This window comes from Streptomyces racemochromogenes, from assembly GCF_039535215.1.
GTDB classification, from domain to species: Bacteria; Actinomycetota; Actinomycetes; order Streptomycetales; family Streptomycetaceae; genus Streptomyces; species Streptomyces racemochromogenes.
Genome location: NZ_BAAAWT010000001.1, coordinates 2,297,957 through 2,314,988, shown reverse-complemented (window position 1 = coordinate 2,314,988; position 17,032 = coordinate 2,297,957). Strand labels below are relative to the sequence as shown.

Here is a 17,032-nt window from a genome sequence, read left to right as displayed (position 1 = left end):
CAGAACACATGCGCACAGGACTCCGGCGTTCAACGCCTCCAGTCCGGGGACCCATCCTCTTCCGCAAGCGGGAGGTGCCCCCACCCCGGCCCGAAGGCCGGGGCATCCTGGGAGAAATCAAGTGACCATGCTCCTCGAACAGTCGGCGCCGTCGCCGGCCGGGGATCCCGCCCCGGCCGGCGGCGCCGGCCGCCAGGTCTGGCGGCGGCTGCGCCGGCGCCCCTCCGCGCTCGCGGCCGCCGCCGTCCTGGCCCTCCTCGTCCTCCTCGCCCTCGCCGCGCCCCTCTTCGCCCAGCTCACCGGACAGGACCCGAACGCCTACCACGACGACCTCGTCGACTCGGCGCGCGGCGGCGTCCCCCTCGGCTCCTTCGGCGGGATCTCCGCCGACCACTGGCTCGGCGTCGAACCGGGCACCGGCCGCGACCTGTTCACCCGCCTCCTCTACGGCGCCCGCGTCTCCCTGCTCGTCGCCCTCGGCGCGGTCGCCGTCCAGACCGCCGTCGGCGTGAGCGTCGGGATCGCCGCCGCCCTCGGCAACCGCCACGTCGGACAGCTCATCGGCCGCTTCACCGACGTGATGATCGCCCTGCCCATGCTGGTGATCGCCATCGCCCTCACCGCCGTCGTCCCGCCCGGCTTCCCCCGGCCGCTGCTCCTGGTCCTCGTCATCGGCCTCTTCGACTGGGGCGGCACCGCCCGCATGGTCCGCTCCCAGACCCTCGCCCTCAACAGCCTCGACTTCGTCGAGGCCGCCCGGCTCTCCGGCTGGGGCCCCCTGCGCGTCGCCCGCCGGGAACTGCTGCCCTCCCTGGCCGCGCCCGTCATCACCCTCGCCGCGATCAAGGTCCCCACCGCCATCGTGGCCGAGGCCTCCCTGTCCTTCCTCGGCGTCGGGGTCAAACCGCCCACCCCCTCCTGGGGCCAGATGCTCTCCAGCGCACAGACCTGGTTCCGCGCCGACCCCGCCTACGTCCTGCTCCCCGCCGGGCTGCTCTTCGTCACCGTGCTCGCCTTCACCGTCCTCGGCGACGCCGTCCGCTCGGCCCTCGACCCGCGCGAGACCTCGCGCCTGCGGGTCGGTACCGGAAAGGAGCGCAAGCCGTGACCCGGTTCGTGCTCAAACGGGCAGGCGGCGCACTGTTCGTGCTGCTCGCCCTGTCCGTCGTCGTCTACGCCCTCTTCTACCTGGCCCCCGGCGACCCCGCCCGCCTCGCCTGCGGAGAACGCTGCAACCCCCAGCAGATCGCCCAGGTGCGCGAACAGCTCGGGCTGAACGACCCCGTCGTCACCCAGTACCTGCGCTTCCTGGAAGGAGTCCTGGCGGGCCGGGACTACTCCGCCGGCGCCGGGATCGCCCTGCACTGCGACGCCCCCTGCCTCGGCTTCTCCTACCAGACCGACCGCGAGGTCACCCAGCTGCTCCTGGAGCGGCTGCCCGCCACCTTCTCGCTCGCCCTCGGAGCCCTCGCCATCTGGCTCGTCGTCGGAGTCGGCACCGGCCTGCTCTCCGCGCTGCGGCGCGGCGGGGTCACCGAGCGGGCGCTCACCGTGCTCACCCTCGCCGGCACCGGCACCCCCGTCTTCATCCTCGGGCTGCTGCTGCTCATGACCGTCTGCGCCTACCTGCGCTGGCTGCCCTTCCCGACGTACGTGCCCTTCGGCGCGGACCCCGAACAGTGGGCGTGGAACCTGCTGCTGCCCTGGGTGACGCTCGGCCTCTTCGAAAGCGCCAAGTACGCGCGCCTCACCCGCAGCTCCACCCTGGAGACCCTCGCCGAGGACCACATCCGCACCTTCCGCGCCTACGGCGTCGGGGAACGGGCCATCGTCACCCGGCACGCCGTGCGCGGCGCCCTCGGACCCGTGATCGCCCTCAGCGCCGTGGACTTCGGCACCCTGATCGGAGGCGCCGTGCTCACCGAGTCCCTCTTCGGGATCCCCGGCCTCGGCAAGACCCTCATCGACGCCGTCCGGGTCGTCGACCTGCCCGTCGTCGTCGGCGTCGTCCTCGCCATCGGCGCCGCCGTCGTCATCGCCGGCGTCCTCGCCGACCTGCTCCACGCCCTCTCCGACCGAAGGGTGGCCCTCGTATGACCGGCCCGCTCGTGGACGTCACCGGCCTCGTCGTCGACTTCCCGGTCGGCGGCCCCGGCCAGTACGTACGCGCCGTCGACGGGATCTCCTTCACCCTGGAAGCGGGCCGCGCCCTGGGCATCGTCGGCGAATCCGGCAGCGGCAAGTCCACCGTCGCCGCCGCGCTCCTCGGCCTGCACCACGGCACCGGCGCCCGCCTGACCGGCACCGTCCGCGTCGACGGCACCGACCTGGCCGACGCCGGCCCGGCACAACTGCGCGCCCTGCGCGGCGGGACCGCCGCCATGGTCTTCCAGGACCCCCTCAGCTCCCTCGACCCCTACCACGCCGTCGGCGACCAGATCGCCGAGGTGTACCGCGTCCACACCACCGCCTCCCGCCGGGCCGCCCGCGCCCGCGCCGTCGAGGTCCTGGACCGCGTCGGCATCCCCGACGCGGCCCGCCGCTCCCGCGCCCGGCCCCACGAGTTCAGCGGCGGCATGCGCCAGCGCGCCCTCATCGCGATGGCCCTGGCCTGCGAACCCCGGCTGCTGATCGCCGACGAGCCGACCACCGCCCTCGACGTCACCGTCCAGGCCCAGATCCTGGACCTGCTCCACGGGCTGCGCCAGGAACACGGCCTCGGGCTGCTGCTGGTCACCCACGACGTCGGCGTCGCGGCGGAGAGCGTGGACGAGCTGCTGGTCATGCGGGACGGCGCCGCCGTCGAACGGGGCCCGGTCCGCCGGGTCCTCGCCGACCCCCGGGCCCCCTACACCCGGGACCTGCTGGCCGCCGTCCCCCGCCTGGACGCCCCGCGCAGCCCCCGGCTCAGGGCGGTCGCCGGGCCGGACGCACCCGGCTCGCAGCCGGAGCCCCCCGTCGTGGAAGCCATCTGCCTGCGCCGGGACTTCGGCCGCGGCCGGAGCAGGGTCAGCGCCGTCGCCGGGGTCTCCCTCGCCGTACGCGCCGGCGAGACCCTCGGCGTCGTCGGCGAGTCCGGCAGCGGCAAGAGCACCCTCGGACGGATGCTCGTCGGACTGCTGGAGCCCACCTCCGGACAGGTCCGGCACGCCGGCACCGAAGGCTCCGGCACCGCCTCCGGCGCCCAGATGGTCTTCCAGGACCCCGTCTCCTCCCTCAACCCGCGCCGCTCCGTCGGCGAGTCCATCGCCGACCCGCTGCGCGCCGCCGGAGAACGCGACGAAGCCGCGATCCGCGCCCGCGTCGACGGGCTCCTGACCCGCGTCGGCCTGGAACCCGCCCACTACGACCGCTACCCCCACGAGTTCAGCGGCGGACAGCGCCAGCGCGTCGGCATCGCCCGCGCCCTCGCCCCGCGCCCCCGGCTGATCGTCTGCGACGAGCCGGTCTCCGCCCTCGACGTCACCACCCAGGCACAGGTCACCGAACTGCTCGCGGAACTCCAGCGGGAACTCGGCATCGCGCTCGTCTTCATCGCGCACGACCTCGCGGTGGTCCGCCAGGTCAGCGACCGGGTCGCCGTCATGCGCGGAGGCGTCGTCGTCGAGGAGGGCCCGGTGGAGGAGGTCTACGGCCGGCCGGCCCACGCGTACACGCGGCAACTCCTCGACGCCGTCCCGGCGCTCGATCCCGCGCTCGCCGCCGAACGCCGCTCCGCGCGCCGCACCGAACGCCAGGAGGCCTTCGCGTAACGCCCTTCTTAGCGTGCTCGAACGCGAACCGTACGGGAAAGTTACGACTCTTCACCCCTTCCGGTGGCGCGACGGACAACCGTCCGCCGCGCCACCGGCGCATCCGCTTGAGTTCTCCCGCGGCGGGTCGCCGGACCGACGGCGGCCGCCTGGAACGGGAGATCGGGGGTGCCACGCGTGCGGATCGGACTGGTCACGGAAGGTGGTTATCCGTATGCGTCGGGCGAGGCGAGGCTCTGGTGCGACCGGCTCGTGCGCGGGCTGCCCCAGCACGAGTTCGAGCTCTACGCGCTGAGCCGCACCGCCGGGCAGGAGGAGAGCGGCCGGGTCACCCTCCCGCCGCACGTCACCCGCGTGCGCACCGCCCCGCTGTGGGCCCCCGCGGACGACGGGCGCACCTACTCCCGCCGCGAGCGCCGGCACTTCGCCGCCTGCTTCGCCGAGCTGGTCCGGGGGATCTGCGCCGGGGACGCCGACGCCTTCGCCACCGGACTGTACGGGCTCGCCGAACTCGCCCGCGACCAGGGCGGGATGTACGCGGCCCTGCGCTCCGAGACGGCCGTGCGGGCGGTCGAGTCCGGCTGCCGCGCCCCCGGCGCGGGCCGCGCCCTCCAGGCCGCGCGCGTTCCCGACCTGCTGGAGTTCGTGGACGAACTGGAGCGCGCGCTGCGGCCGCTGTCCCTCGACTGGTACGAGGACGAGGGCCTCGGCCGGGCCGACGTCTGCCACGCCGCCGCCGGCGGGGCCGCGGCCGTCCCCGGCCTGCTGGCCAAACGCTTCTTCGGGGTCCCGTTACTGGTCACCGAGTACGGCGTCCAGCTCCGCGCCCACTATCTGGAACAGCGCGAGGACACCCGGCCCGCCGTACGCGCCCTGCTGGCCGCCTTCCACATCCGCCTCGCCGGGGAGATCTACGCCCGCGCCGACCTCCTCACCCCCGGCAACGCGCACGCCCGCCGCTGGCAGGAGCGCTGCGGGGCCCCGCGGGAACGGCTGCGGACGGTCTACCCCGGCATGGAGGCGGACCGATTCGCCGCCGTCGGAGAGGACCCCGACCGGGGGGACCCCGACACCCTGGTGTGGGTCGGACGGATCGAGCCGGCCAAGGACCTGATCGCCCTCCTGCACGCCTTCGCGGAGGTCCGCCGGGCCGCCCCGCACACCCGGCTGCGGATCTTCGCCTCGGCCGCCGCCCCGGGCTACCTGTCCGACTGCCGCTCGCTGGCCGCGCAGCTCTTCCCCGACGAGGCCGCCGACGCGCGGACCGTGGGGGAGAGCCCCGTCACCTTCGAGGAGATCGGCGGACCGGAGGCGGCCTCGCCGGCCGAGGCGTACGGGGCCGGGCGGATCGTACTGCTGTCCTCGGTGATCGAGGGCTTCCCCATCACCCTGGCCGAGGCCATGTTCTGCGGCCGGGCCACCGTCTCCACCGACGTCGGGGCCGTCCGCGAGGTCATCGGCGGCACCGGGCTCGTCGTCCCGCCGCGCAACCCGCGGGCGCTGGCCGAGGCCTGCCTCGCGCTGCTGGAGGACCCCGAGCGGGCCCAGCGGCTGGGCGCCGCCGCCCGTGCGCGGGCGCTCGAACTGTTCACCGTCGAGCGGAACGTGGAGGCCTTCGGGGAGAGCTACCTGCGGCTGCTGGCCGTCGGTTCCTCACGGGTGGAGGGGGAAGTGCCGTTCTCCGTGCCGGCGGAGGCGAGGGTGGCGGGGCCGTGGGTGGCCCGGGCGGCCGAGCCGGTGCCGGCTGCGGAGGTGCGGGCGTGACGACCTCGGACATCGCGGGTGCGGCGCCGCTGCCCCTCGCCTGGCCGGCAGGAACGGAGGAGGCGGTATGACCACCTCGGACATCGCGGGTGCGGCGCCGCTGCCGGGGGCTCTGCCCCCGGACCCCCGCGCCTCAAACGCCGGCGGGGCTGGATTTTCCGGACCCGGCGTCTCGGGCCTCGGCGGGGGTGGATTTGGCGGACCCGGCGTCTCGGGCGCCGGCGGGGCTGGATTTGGCGGATCCGGCGTCTCGGACGTCGGCGGGGCTGGATTTGGCGGACCCGGCGTCTCGGGCGCCGGCGGGGGTGGATTTGGCGGACCCGGCGTCTCGGACGTCAGCGCCGTGACCGCGCCGCAGGCGCGTGCGCGGCGGGGCGCGGCGGCCGACGGCGCCGCGGCCCCCGCGGCGAAGCCGCGTGCACCGCGGGGCGGGGATCCCGTCAAGGCGTTGTTGCACCGGCATCGGGAGCTCTGCGAGCGGGCCGTCGACCCGCTGGAGATCGCCGCCGGGCTGGAGGCGCACGGGATCACCGACCGGACCGCCGCGCGGTTCCGGCACCGGGACGTGTTCACCCTCGCCGAGGAGCTGTACGCGCGGACCCCGCGCGGCGAGGCCCCCGACGCCGCGCCCGTGCGGCCCCCGGCCGGGACGCGGGCGGTGCGGGGGTTCGGGTACGCCCTGCTGCCCGGTGCGCTCGCCCTCGGGGCGGCCGCCGCCGGGATGCCGGGGGCGGGACCCCTCGCGGCGCTCCTCACCGCCGCCGCGCTGGTCTGGCCCGGGCGGAGCGCCGGGGGGCGCTTCCCCTACGCCGCCCACCTGCTCTCGGCGGCCGCCGTCGGCTGGGCCGTCCACCGGCACGGCCCGGCCCTCGGCGCCGCCCTCGCCCTGGCCGTCGCCCCCGGACACCTCGTCGGGGTCCTCTACGCCGCCCGGGCGCGCCGCCGGCTCGCCGGCAGCCGGGCCCTGGACGACTTCTCCGCCGGGGCACGACCGCTGCTCGCCGGGATCCTCCTGCTGTTCACCGCGGCCGCCACGGGGGCGGCCGCGGTCACGGCGGCCGCCCCGGGGACGGCGGTGCCGTTCGCGGTGCTGCTGTTCCTCGCCCGGCTGCTGCTGCGGCACGGCGCGCACCGCACGCCCGTCGCCGCGGCCCTCGCGCTCGCCCTGGTCCCGGACCCGGCGGCGGTCCCCGCCGCCGCGGCGGGACTCCTCGTACACGCCTTCCTCGCGCTGTCCCGTGCCTCCGCACACGCGCGTCACCGGCCCCACCGACACCAAGGAGAAACAGCATGACCGGCCAGCCAATCGACCAAGGGGTTGCGCGATGAGGGTGCTGCTGATCGGAGCCAACGGATACCTCGGCCGCTACGTGGCCGACCGGCTGCTCGCCGACCCCGCCGTGCAGCTCACCGCGCTCGGCCGCGGCGACGACGCCGACGTCCGCTTCGACCTCGCCACCGGCAGCCCCGGCGCGCTCACCCGCTTCCTGGACGCCGTCCACCCGGGCGTCGTCATCAACTGCGCGGGCGCCACCCGCGGCGGCGCCCGCGAACTGACCCGGCACAACACCGTCGCCGTCGCCACCATCTGCGAGTCCCTGCGCCGCAGCGGCTGCGGGGCCCGGCTCGTCCAGCTCGGCTGCGCCGCCGAGTACGGGCCCAGCCAGCCCGGCTCCTCCACGGCCGAGGACGCAGTCCCGAGACCCGGCGGACCGTACGGCGTCAGCAAACTCGCCGCCACCGAGCTGGTCCTCGGCTCCGGGCTGGACGCCGTCGTGCTCCGCGTCTTCTCGCCCGTCGGGCCCGGCACCCCGGCCGGCTCCCCCCTGGGCCGGCTCGCCGAGGCCATGCGGCGGGCCATGCAGTCCGGGGACGGCGAGCTCAAGCTCAGCGGCCTCGGGGTGCAGCGCGACTTCGTCGACGTACGGGACGTCGCGCGGGCCGTGCACGCGGCCTCCCTGTCCGCCGCCCAGGGGGTCGTGAACATCGGCACCGGCCGCGCCGTCCGGCTGCGCGACGCGGCGGCCGTCCTCGCCCGCGTCGCCGGCTACGGCGGCGCCCTCAACGAGCTGGACGTCCCGCACGGCACCGACCGGCACGGCCTCGGGCACGCCGGCCGGCCGCAGGGCCTCTCCGCCATCGGCTCGCCCCGCTCCGAGGCCACCGCGGAGCAGCTCGCCGCGGCCCCCCAGCCGTACCCCTACCCCGACGGCTGCGGCGCCTGGCAGCAGGCCGACGTGCGCACCGCCCGGGACCGGCTCGGCTGGCGGCCCCGGATCAACCTGGAGGAGTCCCTCGCGGACATCTGGATGGAGGCGGCGTGCCGTATCTGACCACCCCGCCGGGTGCCACGGCGGCGGCCGCGACCGAGGCCGGCCGGCTCGGCCTGGGCATCCCCGGCTACGCGCACCCGCTGGTCGCCCCGGTGGAGTGGGCCGAGCTGACCCGCCCCGGGACCCCGCTGCACTGGGCGGTGCTCAACGTCGCCGACGGGCCCGGCGGGCGTCCCGACCCGCACTGCACCGAGGCGGCCGCGAAGCTGCGGGACGCCGGCGGGACGGTCCTCGGGCATCTCGCGATGCGGGACGGCTCCCGGTGCTTCGGGGAGCTGCTCTCCGACGCGCACCGCTTCCGCGACTGGTACGGGATCGGCGGCTTCTACCTGGCCGGCGCCCCCGCCGGCCGGGCGGACCTGCCCTCCGTGCACCGGGTGACCGACGCCCTGCGCGGGCTCGGCGAGGGGCTGCGGATCGTGCTGGGACACGGCACGCACCCCTACGAGGGCTACGTGGAGGCCGCCGACCAGCTGGTCACCTTCTCCGGGGCCTGGGCCGACTACCGCTGGTCGCAGGTGGCCGAATGGACGGCGGACCACCCGCCGGAGCGGTTCTGCCACCTGGTCCACGGGGTGCCCCGAACCCACCTGGAGGAGGCCGTCCGCATCGCCCGCTGGCAGGGCGCGGGAACCATCTGGTTCACCGACCGCCGGGGCGCCCCGGACCGGGACCCCTGGGCGTCGATGCCCGCGTACTGGGACGAAATCGTCTCACGTATCGGACCGGGTGTCTCGGAATGAAGAAGGGCGTGGCAGTGTTACGGGGAGAACCAACGTTCAGACTTACCCATCTACGGAGTCCCCGTGTCGCTGCCACCCCTGGTAGAGCCAGCTGCTGAGCTCACCGTTGACGAGGTCCGTCGGTACTCCCGCCACCTGATCATCCCGGACGTCGGGATGGACGGCCAGAAGCGCCTGAAGAACGCCAAGGTGCTGGCCGTGGGCGCGGGCGGCCTCGGCTCGCCCGCCCTCATGTACCTGGCCGCGGCCGGCGTCGGCACCCTGGGCATCGTGGAGTTCGACGAGGTCGACGAGTCGAACCTGCAGCGCCAGATCATCCACAGCCAGTCGGACATCGGCCGTTCCAAGGCCGAGTCCGCCCGCGACAGCGTGCTGGGCATCAACCCGTACGTCAACGTGGTGCTGCACGAAGAGCGGCTCGAAGCCGAGAACGTGATGGAGATCTTCAGCCAGTACGACCTCATCGTCGACGGCACGGACAACTTCGCCACCCGTTACCTGGTCAACGACGCCTGCGTGCTGCTGAACAAGCCGTACGTGTGGGGTTCGATCTACCGCTTCGACGGCCAGGCCTCCGTCTTCTGGTCCGAGCACGGTCCCTGCTACCGCTGCCTCTACCCGGAGCCCCCGCCGCCGGGCATGGTCCCGAGCTGCGCCGAGGGCGGCGTGCTGGGCGTGCTCTGCGCGTCCATCGGCTCGATCCAGGTCACCGAGGCCATCAAGGTCCTCACCGGCGTCGGCGAGCCGCTCGTCGGCCGCCTGATGATCTACGACGCCCTGGAGATGCAGTACCGCCAGGTCAAGGTCCGCAAGGACCCCGACTGCGCGGTCTGCGGTCCGAACGCGACCGTCACCGAGCTCATCGACTACGAGGCCTTCTGCGGCGTCGTGTCGGAGGAGGCCCAGGAGGCCGCCGCCGGCTCCACGATCACTCCCAAGCAGCTCAAGGAGTGGATCGACGAAGGCGAGAACATCGAGATCATCGACGTCCGCGAGAAGAACGAGTACGAGATCGTCTCGATCCCCGGCGCGAAGCTGATCCCCAAGGGCGAGTTCCTGATGGGCACCGCCCTCCAGGACCTGCCGCAGGACAAGAAGATCGTCCTGCACTGCAAGACGGGTGTCCGCAGTGCGGAAGTCCTCGCGGTCCTGAAGTCCGCCGGCTTCGCCGACGCGGTGCACGTCGGCGGCGGCGTCATCGGCTGGGTCCACCAGATCGAGCCCGGGAAGCCGGTCTACTAGTCCCTCTGCCAGTCCTGCTCCGAAGGGGCCGCACCCGCCCGGCGGGTACGGCCCCTTCCGCACGTCCGGGCGGGGTCAGGCCGCCGTGCAGACGGTTCCCGCGCCCGGCACCTTCCCGTCCAGCATGTACGCGTTGACCGCTCCCTGCACGCACTTGTCGCCGCTGTTGTACGCGCCGTGCCCCTCGCCCTTGTACGTCAGCTCCACGCCCACGCCCTTGCCGAGCCGCTCGGCCATCGCGCGGGCACCCTCGTACGGGGTCGCCGGGTCACCGGTGTTGCCGATCACCAGGATCGGCGCGGCGCCCGGCGCGGACACGTCCGGGGTCTGCCAGGCGCCGGCGACCGGCCAGTCGGTGCAGCTCAGCATCGCCCAGCCGAGGAAGTCCCCGAAGACGGGCGAGGCCTTGCGGAACTCCGGCAGCCGGGCCTTGGTCTCCTCCAGGGTGTAGCGCTCCTTGGAGTCGGCGCAGTTGATGGCGGTGTTGGCCGCGCCGATGTTGCTGTACCGGCCGTTCTGGTCACGGCCGTTGAGGGCGTCGGACAGGGCCATCAGCAGCTGACCCTGACCGCCCTCGGCCTCGTCCAGGCCCTGTTCCAGCAGCGGCCACAGCTCCTTGGAGTAGAGCGCCTGCGCGATGCCGTTCGTCGCCTGGGACTCGGTGAGCTTCCGGTCGCCGATCCCGGCGATGGGCTTGGCGGCCAGCTCCTTCTGCAGCTTGATGATGTTGGCCTCGATCTCCTTGGCGGTGCTGCCCTGGATCCGGCACTGGTCGCCGCGGTTGACGCAGTCCTGGGCGAAGTTGCCGAGGGCCAGCTGGAAGCCCTTCGCCTGCCCCAGCGCGCCCTCTTCGGCGTCCTTGGTGGGGTCCACCACGGCGTCGAAGACCGCCCGGCCCACGTTCTTCGGGAACAGGTGGGCGTAGACCCCGCCGAGTTCGGTGCCGTAGGAGATCCCGAAGTAGTTCAGCTTCTCGTCGCCGAGGGCCTGGCGGATCCGGTCCAGGTCACGGGCCGCGTTCTCGGTCCCCACGTACGGGAGCACCTTGCCGGAGTTGGCCTTGCAGGCCTGCTGGTACTTCCGGATGCCGTCGACGAAGGCCTTCTCCTGCTCCGGGGTGGCGGGGGAGGAGTCCTGCGCGTAGTAGGCGTCGAGCTGCTTGTCGTCCTCGCAGCGGACGGGGGCGCTGCGGCCGACCCCGCGCGGGTCGAAGCTCACCAGGTCGTACCGGGCGCGCAGGGCCTCGTACTCCTTGGCGGCACCGGGCAGGGTGGAGATCCCGGAACCGCCGGGCCCGCCGAAGTTGAACACCAGCGAGCCGAGCCGCTTGGACTTGTCGCGGGCCTTCGCGCGGATCAGGGCGAGGGGGATGGTCTCGCCCCCCGGTTCGGCGTAGTCGAGCGGTACCTCGAGGGTGGCGCACTGCCAGTCCTGGCCGGGTGCCTGCCCGCCGCCCTCGGCGGCCGTGGGGGCGCCGCAGTCGCCCCACGACAGCGGCTTGACCGGTTCGGCGGACCCGGTACCGGTTCTCTGCCCGCCCCCGCTGCCGCCGCCGTCGGAGCAGGCGCCGGTGGTGAGCAGCGTGGCGGCGAGCGCGGCGGCGGTGGTGGCCCGCAGGACGTTTCTCGGCATGCCCCCATCCTGTGGGCCCGCCCCCGGCCCCGCCCCCGCGCTGACCCGTTCGGGGGGCGGCGCGGGCTCAGCTCCCGGCGGCGGCCCGCCGGGCGGCGGCGCGGCCGGTGGCGACGCAGGCGGCCACGCCCACGCCCTCGTACGCCGCGCCGCACAGGGCCAGGCCCGGGAGCTTCCCGGCGGCCTCGCGTATCCGGGCCACCCGCTCGAGGTGGCCGACGCCGTACTGGGGCAGGCCCCGGTCCCAGCGGGTCACCCGGGCGGCGTGCGGGTCGCCCATCGGGCCGACCGCCCGGCGGAGTTCGGCGGTCACCGTCCGGATCAGGTGGCGGTCGGGGCGGGCCGGCAGGTCCTCCTCGCCGAACCGGCCGACGGAGGCGCGCACCACGAACTGTGCGGGTGCCGCGTCCCGCAGCCAGGCCCACTTGTTGGACAGGAACGACGCCGCCTTCAGCGCGTGCCCGTCCGCCGGCGGGACCAGGAAGCCGTTGCCCTCCGGGAGGGCCCGGGCCCGCCTGCGGGAGTAGACCAGGGTGACGACCGCCGTCGAGGCGTACGGGACCGCCGCGAGCTCCTCCCGCGCGTGCGGCGCGTGCGGCCGCAGCAGTTCCGCCGCCGCGAAGGCCGGTACCGCCAGGATGACGGCGTCCGCCCGCAGGGTCAGCGGGCCGTCGGCCGTCACCGCCGCCACCCGCCAGCGGTCTTGCGGCAGCCGCTCCAGCGAGCGGGCCGCCGTCCCGGTGAGGATCCGCGCCCCGGACGCCCGCGCCACCGCCTGCGGCAAGAGGCCCGTGCCGCCGTTCACGCCCCGGACGGCCGCGGGCGCCGGGCCCGCCGCCCGGGCCGCGGCGGCCGACCGCATGCGGCGCAGCGCCGGCAGCAGCGGCTCGCCCCGCTCCGCCAGGGCGGCGATCCGGGGCATCGCCGCGCGCAGCGAGAGCCGGTCGGCGCGGCCCGCGTACACCCCGCCGAGCAGGGGCTCGACCAGCCGGTCCACCGCCTCCGGGCCGAGGCGGGCCGCCAGGTACTCCGCCACCGAGCAGTCCCCGGTGACGGGCGCCGCGGGCACGCTCTCCTCCCGCTCGATCCGGCCCTGGCCCTGCGCCGAGAGCAGCCCGGTGCCGGCCAGCGCCGCCGGATCGGCGGGGATGCCCATGACGTGGCCCGGCGGCAGCGGGCGCAGCGCGCCGCCCGTCCAGAGGGTGGTGGCCGCGGGGGCCGGGTCGCACAGGGCGTCGCCGAGCCCGACGGCCGCGGCCAGCTCCACCGCCTCCGGCCGCAGCGCCATCAGGGACTCGGCGCCCTCGTCGACGCGGATGCCGGCGACGGTGCCCGTGCGCAGCTTCCCGCCGAGGCGGGGGCCGGCCTCCAGGACGGTGACGTCGGCCGTGCCCCGCAGTTCCCAGGCAGCTGCCAGACCGCTGATGCCGCCGCCCACGATGATCACCGAACGCACGGGGTGCTCCTTCCGGCGGCGCCCCGGGTCAGGTGCCGCAGTTCCTCCTGGTACGGGAAGCTGCCGGGCTCGTACGCGCAGTACGGGTCCTCGGCCAGCACGTCCCGGGTGGCGCCGTACGCCCGCGAGCGCGAGCCCCCGCACACCGCCTTGAACTCGCAGGCCCCGCAGCGGCCGCGCAGCAGTGCCGGGTCGCGCAGCGAGGTGAACAGCGGCGCCCGGCGGTAGATCTCCGGCAGCGGGCGGTCCTTCACGCTGCCCGCCGACAGCGGCAGGAAGCCGCTGGGGTGCACCTCGCCGGTGTGCGAGACGAAGACGAAGCCGCGCCCGGCCGAGACGTCCAGCGGAGGCCGGCGTGCCGCGCGCCGCGCCCCGTCGAAGAGCCCGAGCCGGCCGGCGCGGGCGTGCAGCCGCTCGTAGAGGGGTCCGAGCGCGGGCCGTTCGCCGCGTGCCTCGAGGACGGTCCGCTGGAGCACGACGCGGCGGAAGTGGTGGCCCTCGGTGGTCTTGGCGGCGAGGACCGCCCCGCAGTCGTAGAGGAAGTGCAGGACGTCCTCGGTCTCCGCGGCGGTCAGCGACCGGAGCTGCTGCGCGCGCCCGGCCGGGACGAGGAGGAAGCCGGACCAGAGCATCGCGCCCTTGCGGCGGACCAGCGCCGCGATGTCGGCGAGGTCGTCCAGGCTGCCGCGGCTGACGGTGGTGTTGACCTGCACCTTGAGGCCGAGGTCGCGGGCGGCCCGCCAGCCCTCCAGGGTCCGCTCCCAGACGCCGGGGACGCCCCGGAAGGCGTCGTGCCGTTCGGGGGTGGAGCCGTCCAGGGAGAGGGAGAGGGCCACCGCCCCGGCGTCGCGCACGGCCCGGAGGTTCTCCCGGGTGAGGGTGGGCGTGCCGGAGGGGGAGACGGCGACGCGCAGCCCCAGCGAGGTGCCGTACGCGATGAGGCCTGTGAGGTCGGGGCGCTGGAAGGGGTCGCCGCCGGTGATCACGAAGAGGGGGGCGGGCCTGCCGAAGGCGGCGGTCTGGTCCATCACCCGGCGGGCGTCGGCCCCGTCCAGCTCGCGCGGGTCGCGGGCGGTCCGCGCCTCGGCGCGGCAGTGCCGGCAGGCCAGTTCGCAGGCCCGGGTGGCCTCCCAGATGACGAGGAAGGGGCGTTCGGCGACGTCGTGGCGCAGGGTGCGGACGACCGCGCGGGGGGCGCGGGCCGTCATGACACCCGCTCCCAGCCGCGCCGGTCCGGACGGTTGGAGGTCAGCCGCGGGTCCCGCCTGCGGTAGACGACGAAGGGGCGGAAGAGGTACTTCAGCGGCGCGGAGAACATGTGGACCAGCCGCGAGTAGGGGATCAGCGCGAAGAGGGCGAAGCCGAACAGGACGTGCAGTTTGAACGCGAGCGGGGCGCCCGCCATCAGGTGGTGGTCGGGGGAGAGGGTGAACAGGCTCCGGAACCAGACCGAGACGCCCTCGCGGTAGTTGTAGTCCCCGGTCCGCCCGGTGGAGTTCAGGACGGTGGCCGTCAGGCCCAGCAGCATCGCCCCCAGCAGGACCGCGTACATCAGGTGGTCGCTCCGCAGGGTGGCCCGGCGTACGGCGGGCACCCGCAGGCGCCGGTACACGAGGATCCCGATGCCGGCGGCGGCCGCGACGCCCGCGACGGCGCCGGTGGAGACGGCCAGCAGGTGGTAGGCGTGGTCGCTCAGCCCGAGCGCGTCGGTCCACCGCATCGGGACCAGCAGGCCGACCACGTGGCCCAGGACCACGAAGAGCATGCCGAAGTGGAAGAGGGGGGAGCCGATCCGCAGCAGCCGCGACTCGTACAGCTGGGAGGAGCGGGTGGTCCAGCCGAAGGCGTCGTAGCGGGCCCGCCAGACCGTGCCGGCCACGAGCAGGGTGATCGAGACGTACGGCAGCACGCCCCACAGGATGAGGTCCATCAGGCCGTCTTCCTTTCCGGTGAGGTGGGCCACGGCAGGTCCGCCGGCCGGTCGATGCCGGGTCCGGACGGTTCGAGCGGGGAGCCCGCGCCCACCAGCTCCTGCGGCGGCCCGCCCCGCGCGAGCGCCTTCGCCTCGGCCTTCGTCGCGGGGGAGGGGCCCGGCAGCGTCGTGCAGACCGCCTCCAGCACCCGGGCGTACGGGCTGGCGGACTCGGTGAGCGCGAGCCGCAGCAGCTCCAGCCCGGCCCGGTGCTCCTGGAGCAGCTCGGTGCCGGCCTCCTCGCGCAGCGCGGCGAACTCCAGTGCGGCGGGCAGGAAGTCGGGCAGCTCCTCGCCCGCGTACTCCAGCCCGAAGTCCCGGTAGATCCGCTTGAGCCGTACGAGGGACAGCCCGCGCCGGCGCGTGTCGCCGTCCGTCCACCAGGTCAGATAGAGGCAGCGCCGGTTGCGGGTGTCGAAGGTGGAGGTGTACCGCTCGCACAGGCCGATCGGGGTCATCCCCTCGGCCTCGTCGAGGAACGCGCCGAGCAGCGCGGCCGGTTCGGCGGGCGCCGCGGTGAGGGCGGCGCGCAGCCGGGGGAGTTCGTCGTGGAAGCGGTCGCCGGGGTACTGCAGGACGCGGCCCGCGACGAGGCGTACGAGGGCGTCGGGGGTCACGAGCTCCTCCTGGCGGGGCTGAGGTTGAGCATCACGCGGGGTTTCCCGGCCTGCTCGCCGACGGGGCACCCCGCGTCGAGCGGGTGCGAGGCGGCGAGGGCGTCGGCGTCGGCGCGGGCCGCCGTCGGGATGACGAAGCGGTCCTCCGGCTTGGCGATGGCCAGGAGCCGGAACATGTCCTCCATCTCGACGCCGGTCAGGCCGACGGCGGCGGCGACCGACTCGTCGCGCTCCTCGCCCAGGTTGATCCTCCGCATGTAGGCGCGCATCGCGGCCATCCGGTGCAGCACGGCCTCCACGACGTGGGTGTCGCCGGCCGTGAGGACCTCCGCGAGGTACTCCACGGGGATGCGCAGGGCGTCGATGGCGCCGAAGAGGTTGCCGGCGTCCTCGCCGTCGCTGCCGGTGGCGGCGACCGCCTCGACGACGGGGGAGAGCGGGGGCACGTACCAGACCATCGGCATCGTCCGGTACTCCGGGTGGAGGGGCAGGGCGACCTGGTAGGTGGCGATCAGGTCGTAGACCGGGGAGCGCTGCGCGGCCTCGATCCACTCCCGGGTCAGGCCGGCCGCGCGGGCGGCGGCGACCACGGCCGGGTCGTGCGGGTCGAGGAAGCACTCCAGCTGGGCCCGGTAGAGGTCGTGCTCGTCCTCGACGGCGGCGGCCGCGGCGACCTTGTCGGCGTCGTAGAGCATGACGCCGAGGTAGCGCATCCGGCCCACGCAGGTCTCGGAGCAGACGGTGGGCATGCCGACCTCGACGCGCGGGAAGCAGAAGGTGCACTTCTCGGCCTTGCCGGTGCGGTGGTTGAAGTACACCTTCTTGTACGGGCAGCCGGTCACGCACATGCGCCAGCCGCGGCAGCGGTCCTGGTCGACGAGGACGATGCCGTCCTCCTCCCGCTTGTACATGGCGCCCGAGGGGCAGGAGGAGACGCACGCCGGATTGAGGCAGTGCTCGCAGATCCGGGGGAGGTAGAACATGAAGCTCTGCTCGAACTCGAAGCGGATCCTCTCCCCGACCTCCTCGCGGATCTTCTCCACGACCGGGTCCTTCGGCGCGTGGGCGGGGGCGCCGCCGAGGTTGTCGTCCCAGTTGGGGCCCCACCGGATGGTGTCCAGGGGCTCGCCGGTGAGCTGGGAGACGGGCCGGGCGGTGGGGAGGTCGTCGCCCGCCGGGGCGTCGGTGAGGTTCTTGTACTCGTAGCTCCACGGCTGGTAGTAGTCGTCGATCTCCGGCATCTGCGGGTTCGCGAAGATCTTGCCGAGCTTCGCGAGGCGCCCGCCGGCCCGCAGCCGCAGCCGGCCGGAGCGGGTGCGCTCCCAGCCGCCCTTCCACTTCTCCTGGTCCTCCCAGCGGCGCGGGTAGCCCTGCCCGGGGAGGGTCTCGACGTTGTTGAACCAGACGTACTCGGTGCCCTGCCGGTTGGTCCACGCCTGCTTGCAGGTGACCGAACAGGTGTGGCAGCCGATGCACTTGTCGAGGTTCATGACCATCGCGACCTGTGCCATGACCTTCACT

Annotated in this window: 14 protein-coding genes; 8 read left to right on the top strand and 6 right to left on the bottom strand. The window is 74.7% G+C overall.

What is annotated here, in order from left to right; all coding sequences use genetic code 11:
• Positions 1 to 127: 127 nt before the first annotated feature.
• The 8 genes from ABD973_RS10390 (at position 128) to moeZ (ending at position 9,834) form a co-directional block, all read left to right on the top strand.
• Positions 128 to 1,108 (top strand): ABC transporter permease, encoded by a 981-nt coding sequence (locus ABD973_RS10390; RefSeq protein ID WP_386381604.1) that lies wholly within the window; start codon positions 128 to 130, stop codon positions 1,106 to 1,108.
• The gene (locus ABD973_RS10385) at positions 1,105 to 2,097 is read left to right on the top strand and encodes an ABC transporter permease (RefSeq protein WP_125603355.1); all 993 of its coding nucleotides are present in this window, start codon (positions 1,105 to 1,107) and stop codon (positions 2,095 to 2,097) included. The genes ABD973_RS10390 and ABD973_RS10385 overlap by 4 nt, the downstream gene beginning before the upstream one ends.
• Positions 2,094 to 3,752 (top strand): dipeptide ABC transporter ATP-binding protein, encoded by a 1,659-nt coding sequence (locus ABD973_RS10380; protein ID WP_345499940.1) that lies wholly within the window; start codon positions 2,094 to 2,096, stop codon positions 3,750 to 3,752. Before ABD973_RS10385 ends, ABD973_RS10380 begins: the two co-directional genes overlap by 4 nt.
• A 177-nt stretch (positions 3,753 to 3,929) precedes the next feature.
• Positions 3,930 to 5,516, top strand: a complete 1,587-nt coding sequence (locus ABD973_RS10375) for a DUF3492 domain-containing protein (RefSeq protein WP_345499938.1) — start codon at positions 3,930 to 3,932, stop codon at positions 5,514 to 5,516.
• A gap of 343 nt (positions 5,517 to 5,859) precedes the next feature.
• Positions 5,860 to 6,810: a hypothetical protein gene (locus ABD973_RS10370; protein WP_345499936.1), complete on the top strand. Its 951-nt coding sequence runs from the start codon at positions 5,860 to 5,862 to the stop codon at positions 6,808 to 6,810.
• Positions 6,811 to 6,841: 31 nt separating this feature from the next.
• Positions 6,842 to 7,849 carry an NAD-dependent epimerase/dehydratase gene (locus tag ABD973_RS10365; RefSeq protein ID WP_125604057.1) on the top strand — a complete coding sequence of 336 codons (1,008 nt, stop codon included), beginning with the start codon at positions 6,842 to 6,844 and terminating at the stop codon, positions 7,847 to 7,849.
• The gene (locus tag ABD973_RS10360; RefSeq protein WP_345499934.1) at positions 7,837 to 8,592 is read left to right on the top strand and encodes a spherulation-specific family 4 protein; all 756 of its coding nucleotides are present in this window, start codon (positions 7,837 to 7,839) and stop codon (positions 8,590 to 8,592) included. Before ABD973_RS10365 ends, ABD973_RS10360 begins: the two co-directional genes overlap by 13 nt.
• Positions 8,593 to 8,655: 63 nt before the next feature.
• A complete protein-coding gene (gene moeZ, locus ABD973_RS10355) occupies positions 8,656 to 9,834 on the top strand; it encodes an adenylyltransferase/sulfurtransferase MoeZ (RefSeq protein WP_125822427.1) in 1,179 nt (392 codons plus the stop codon).
• Between the two features lie 75 nt (positions 9,835 to 9,909).
• Here moeZ and ABD973_RS10350 read toward each other — a convergent pair whose 3' ends face one another.
• From ABD973_RS10350 to narH, 6 genes are all read right to left on the bottom strand, one after another.
• Positions 9,910 to 11,466: an alpha/beta hydrolase gene (locus ABD973_RS10350; RefSeq protein WP_345499930.1), complete on the bottom strand. Its 1,557-nt coding sequence runs from the start codon at positions 11,464 to 11,466 to the stop codon at positions 9,910 to 9,912.
• 67 nt (positions 11,467 to 11,533) lie between these two features.
• Positions 11,534 to 12,922, bottom strand: a complete 1,389-nt coding sequence (hemG, locus tag ABD973_RS10345) for a protoporphyrinogen oxidase (RefSeq protein WP_345499928.1) — start codon at positions 12,920 to 12,922, stop codon at positions 11,534 to 11,536.
• Complete coding sequence (locus ABD973_RS10340; protein WP_345499926.1) at positions 12,910 to 14,130, bottom strand: TIGR04053 family radical SAM/SPASM domain-containing protein; 1,221 nt, start codon at positions 14,128 to 14,130, stop codon at positions 12,910 to 12,912. The genes hemG and ABD973_RS10340 overlap by 13 nt, the downstream gene beginning before the upstream one ends.
• A complete protein-coding gene (gene narI / locus ABD973_RS10335; protein WP_125822430.1) occupies positions 14,127 to 14,852 on the bottom strand; it encodes a respiratory nitrate reductase subunit gamma in 726 nt (241 codons plus the stop codon). Before narI ends, ABD973_RS10340 begins: the two co-directional genes overlap by 4 nt.
• The gene (gene narJ, locus ABD973_RS10330) at positions 14,852 to 15,511 is read right to left on the bottom strand and encodes a nitrate reductase molybdenum cofactor assembly chaperone (RefSeq protein WP_345499922.1); all 660 of its coding nucleotides are present in this window, start codon (positions 15,509 to 15,511) and stop codon (positions 14,852 to 14,854) included. The genes narI and narJ overlap by 1 nt, the downstream gene beginning before the upstream one ends.
• On the bottom strand, positions 15,508 to 17,031 hold the full coding sequence (gene narH, locus ABD973_RS10325) for a nitrate reductase subunit beta (RefSeq protein WP_345499920.1): 1,524 nt from the start codon (positions 17,029 to 17,031) through the stop codon (positions 15,508 to 15,510). Before narH ends, narJ begins: the two co-directional genes overlap by 4 nt.
• Between the last annotated feature and the right edge of the window lies 1 nt (position 17,032).

Coding starts and splice junctions, on each gene's coding strand:
- ABD973_RS10390 (WP_386381604.1), top strand. CDS start 128: ATGCTCCTCGAACAGTCGGCGCCGTCGCCGGCCGGGGATCCCGCCCCG.
- ABD973_RS10380 (WP_345499940.1), top strand. CDS start 2,094: ATGACCGGCCCGCTCGTGGACGTCACCGGCCTCGTCGTCGACTTCCCG.
- ABD973_RS10365 (WP_125604057.1), top strand. CDS start 6,842: ATGAGGGTGCTGCTGATCGGAGCCAACGGATACCTCGGCCGCTACGTG.
- ABD973_RS10350 (WP_345499930.1), bottom strand. CDS start 11,466: ATGCCGAGAAACGTCCTGCGGGCCACCACCGCCGCCGCGCTCGCCGCC.
- ABD973_RS10340 (WP_345499926.1), bottom strand. CDS start 14,130: ATGACGGCCCGCGCCCCCCGCGCGGTCGTCCGCACCCTGCGCCACGAC.
- narI (WP_125822430.1), bottom strand. CDS start 14,852: ATGGACCTCATCCTGTGGGGCGTGCTGCCGTACGTCTCGATCACCCTG.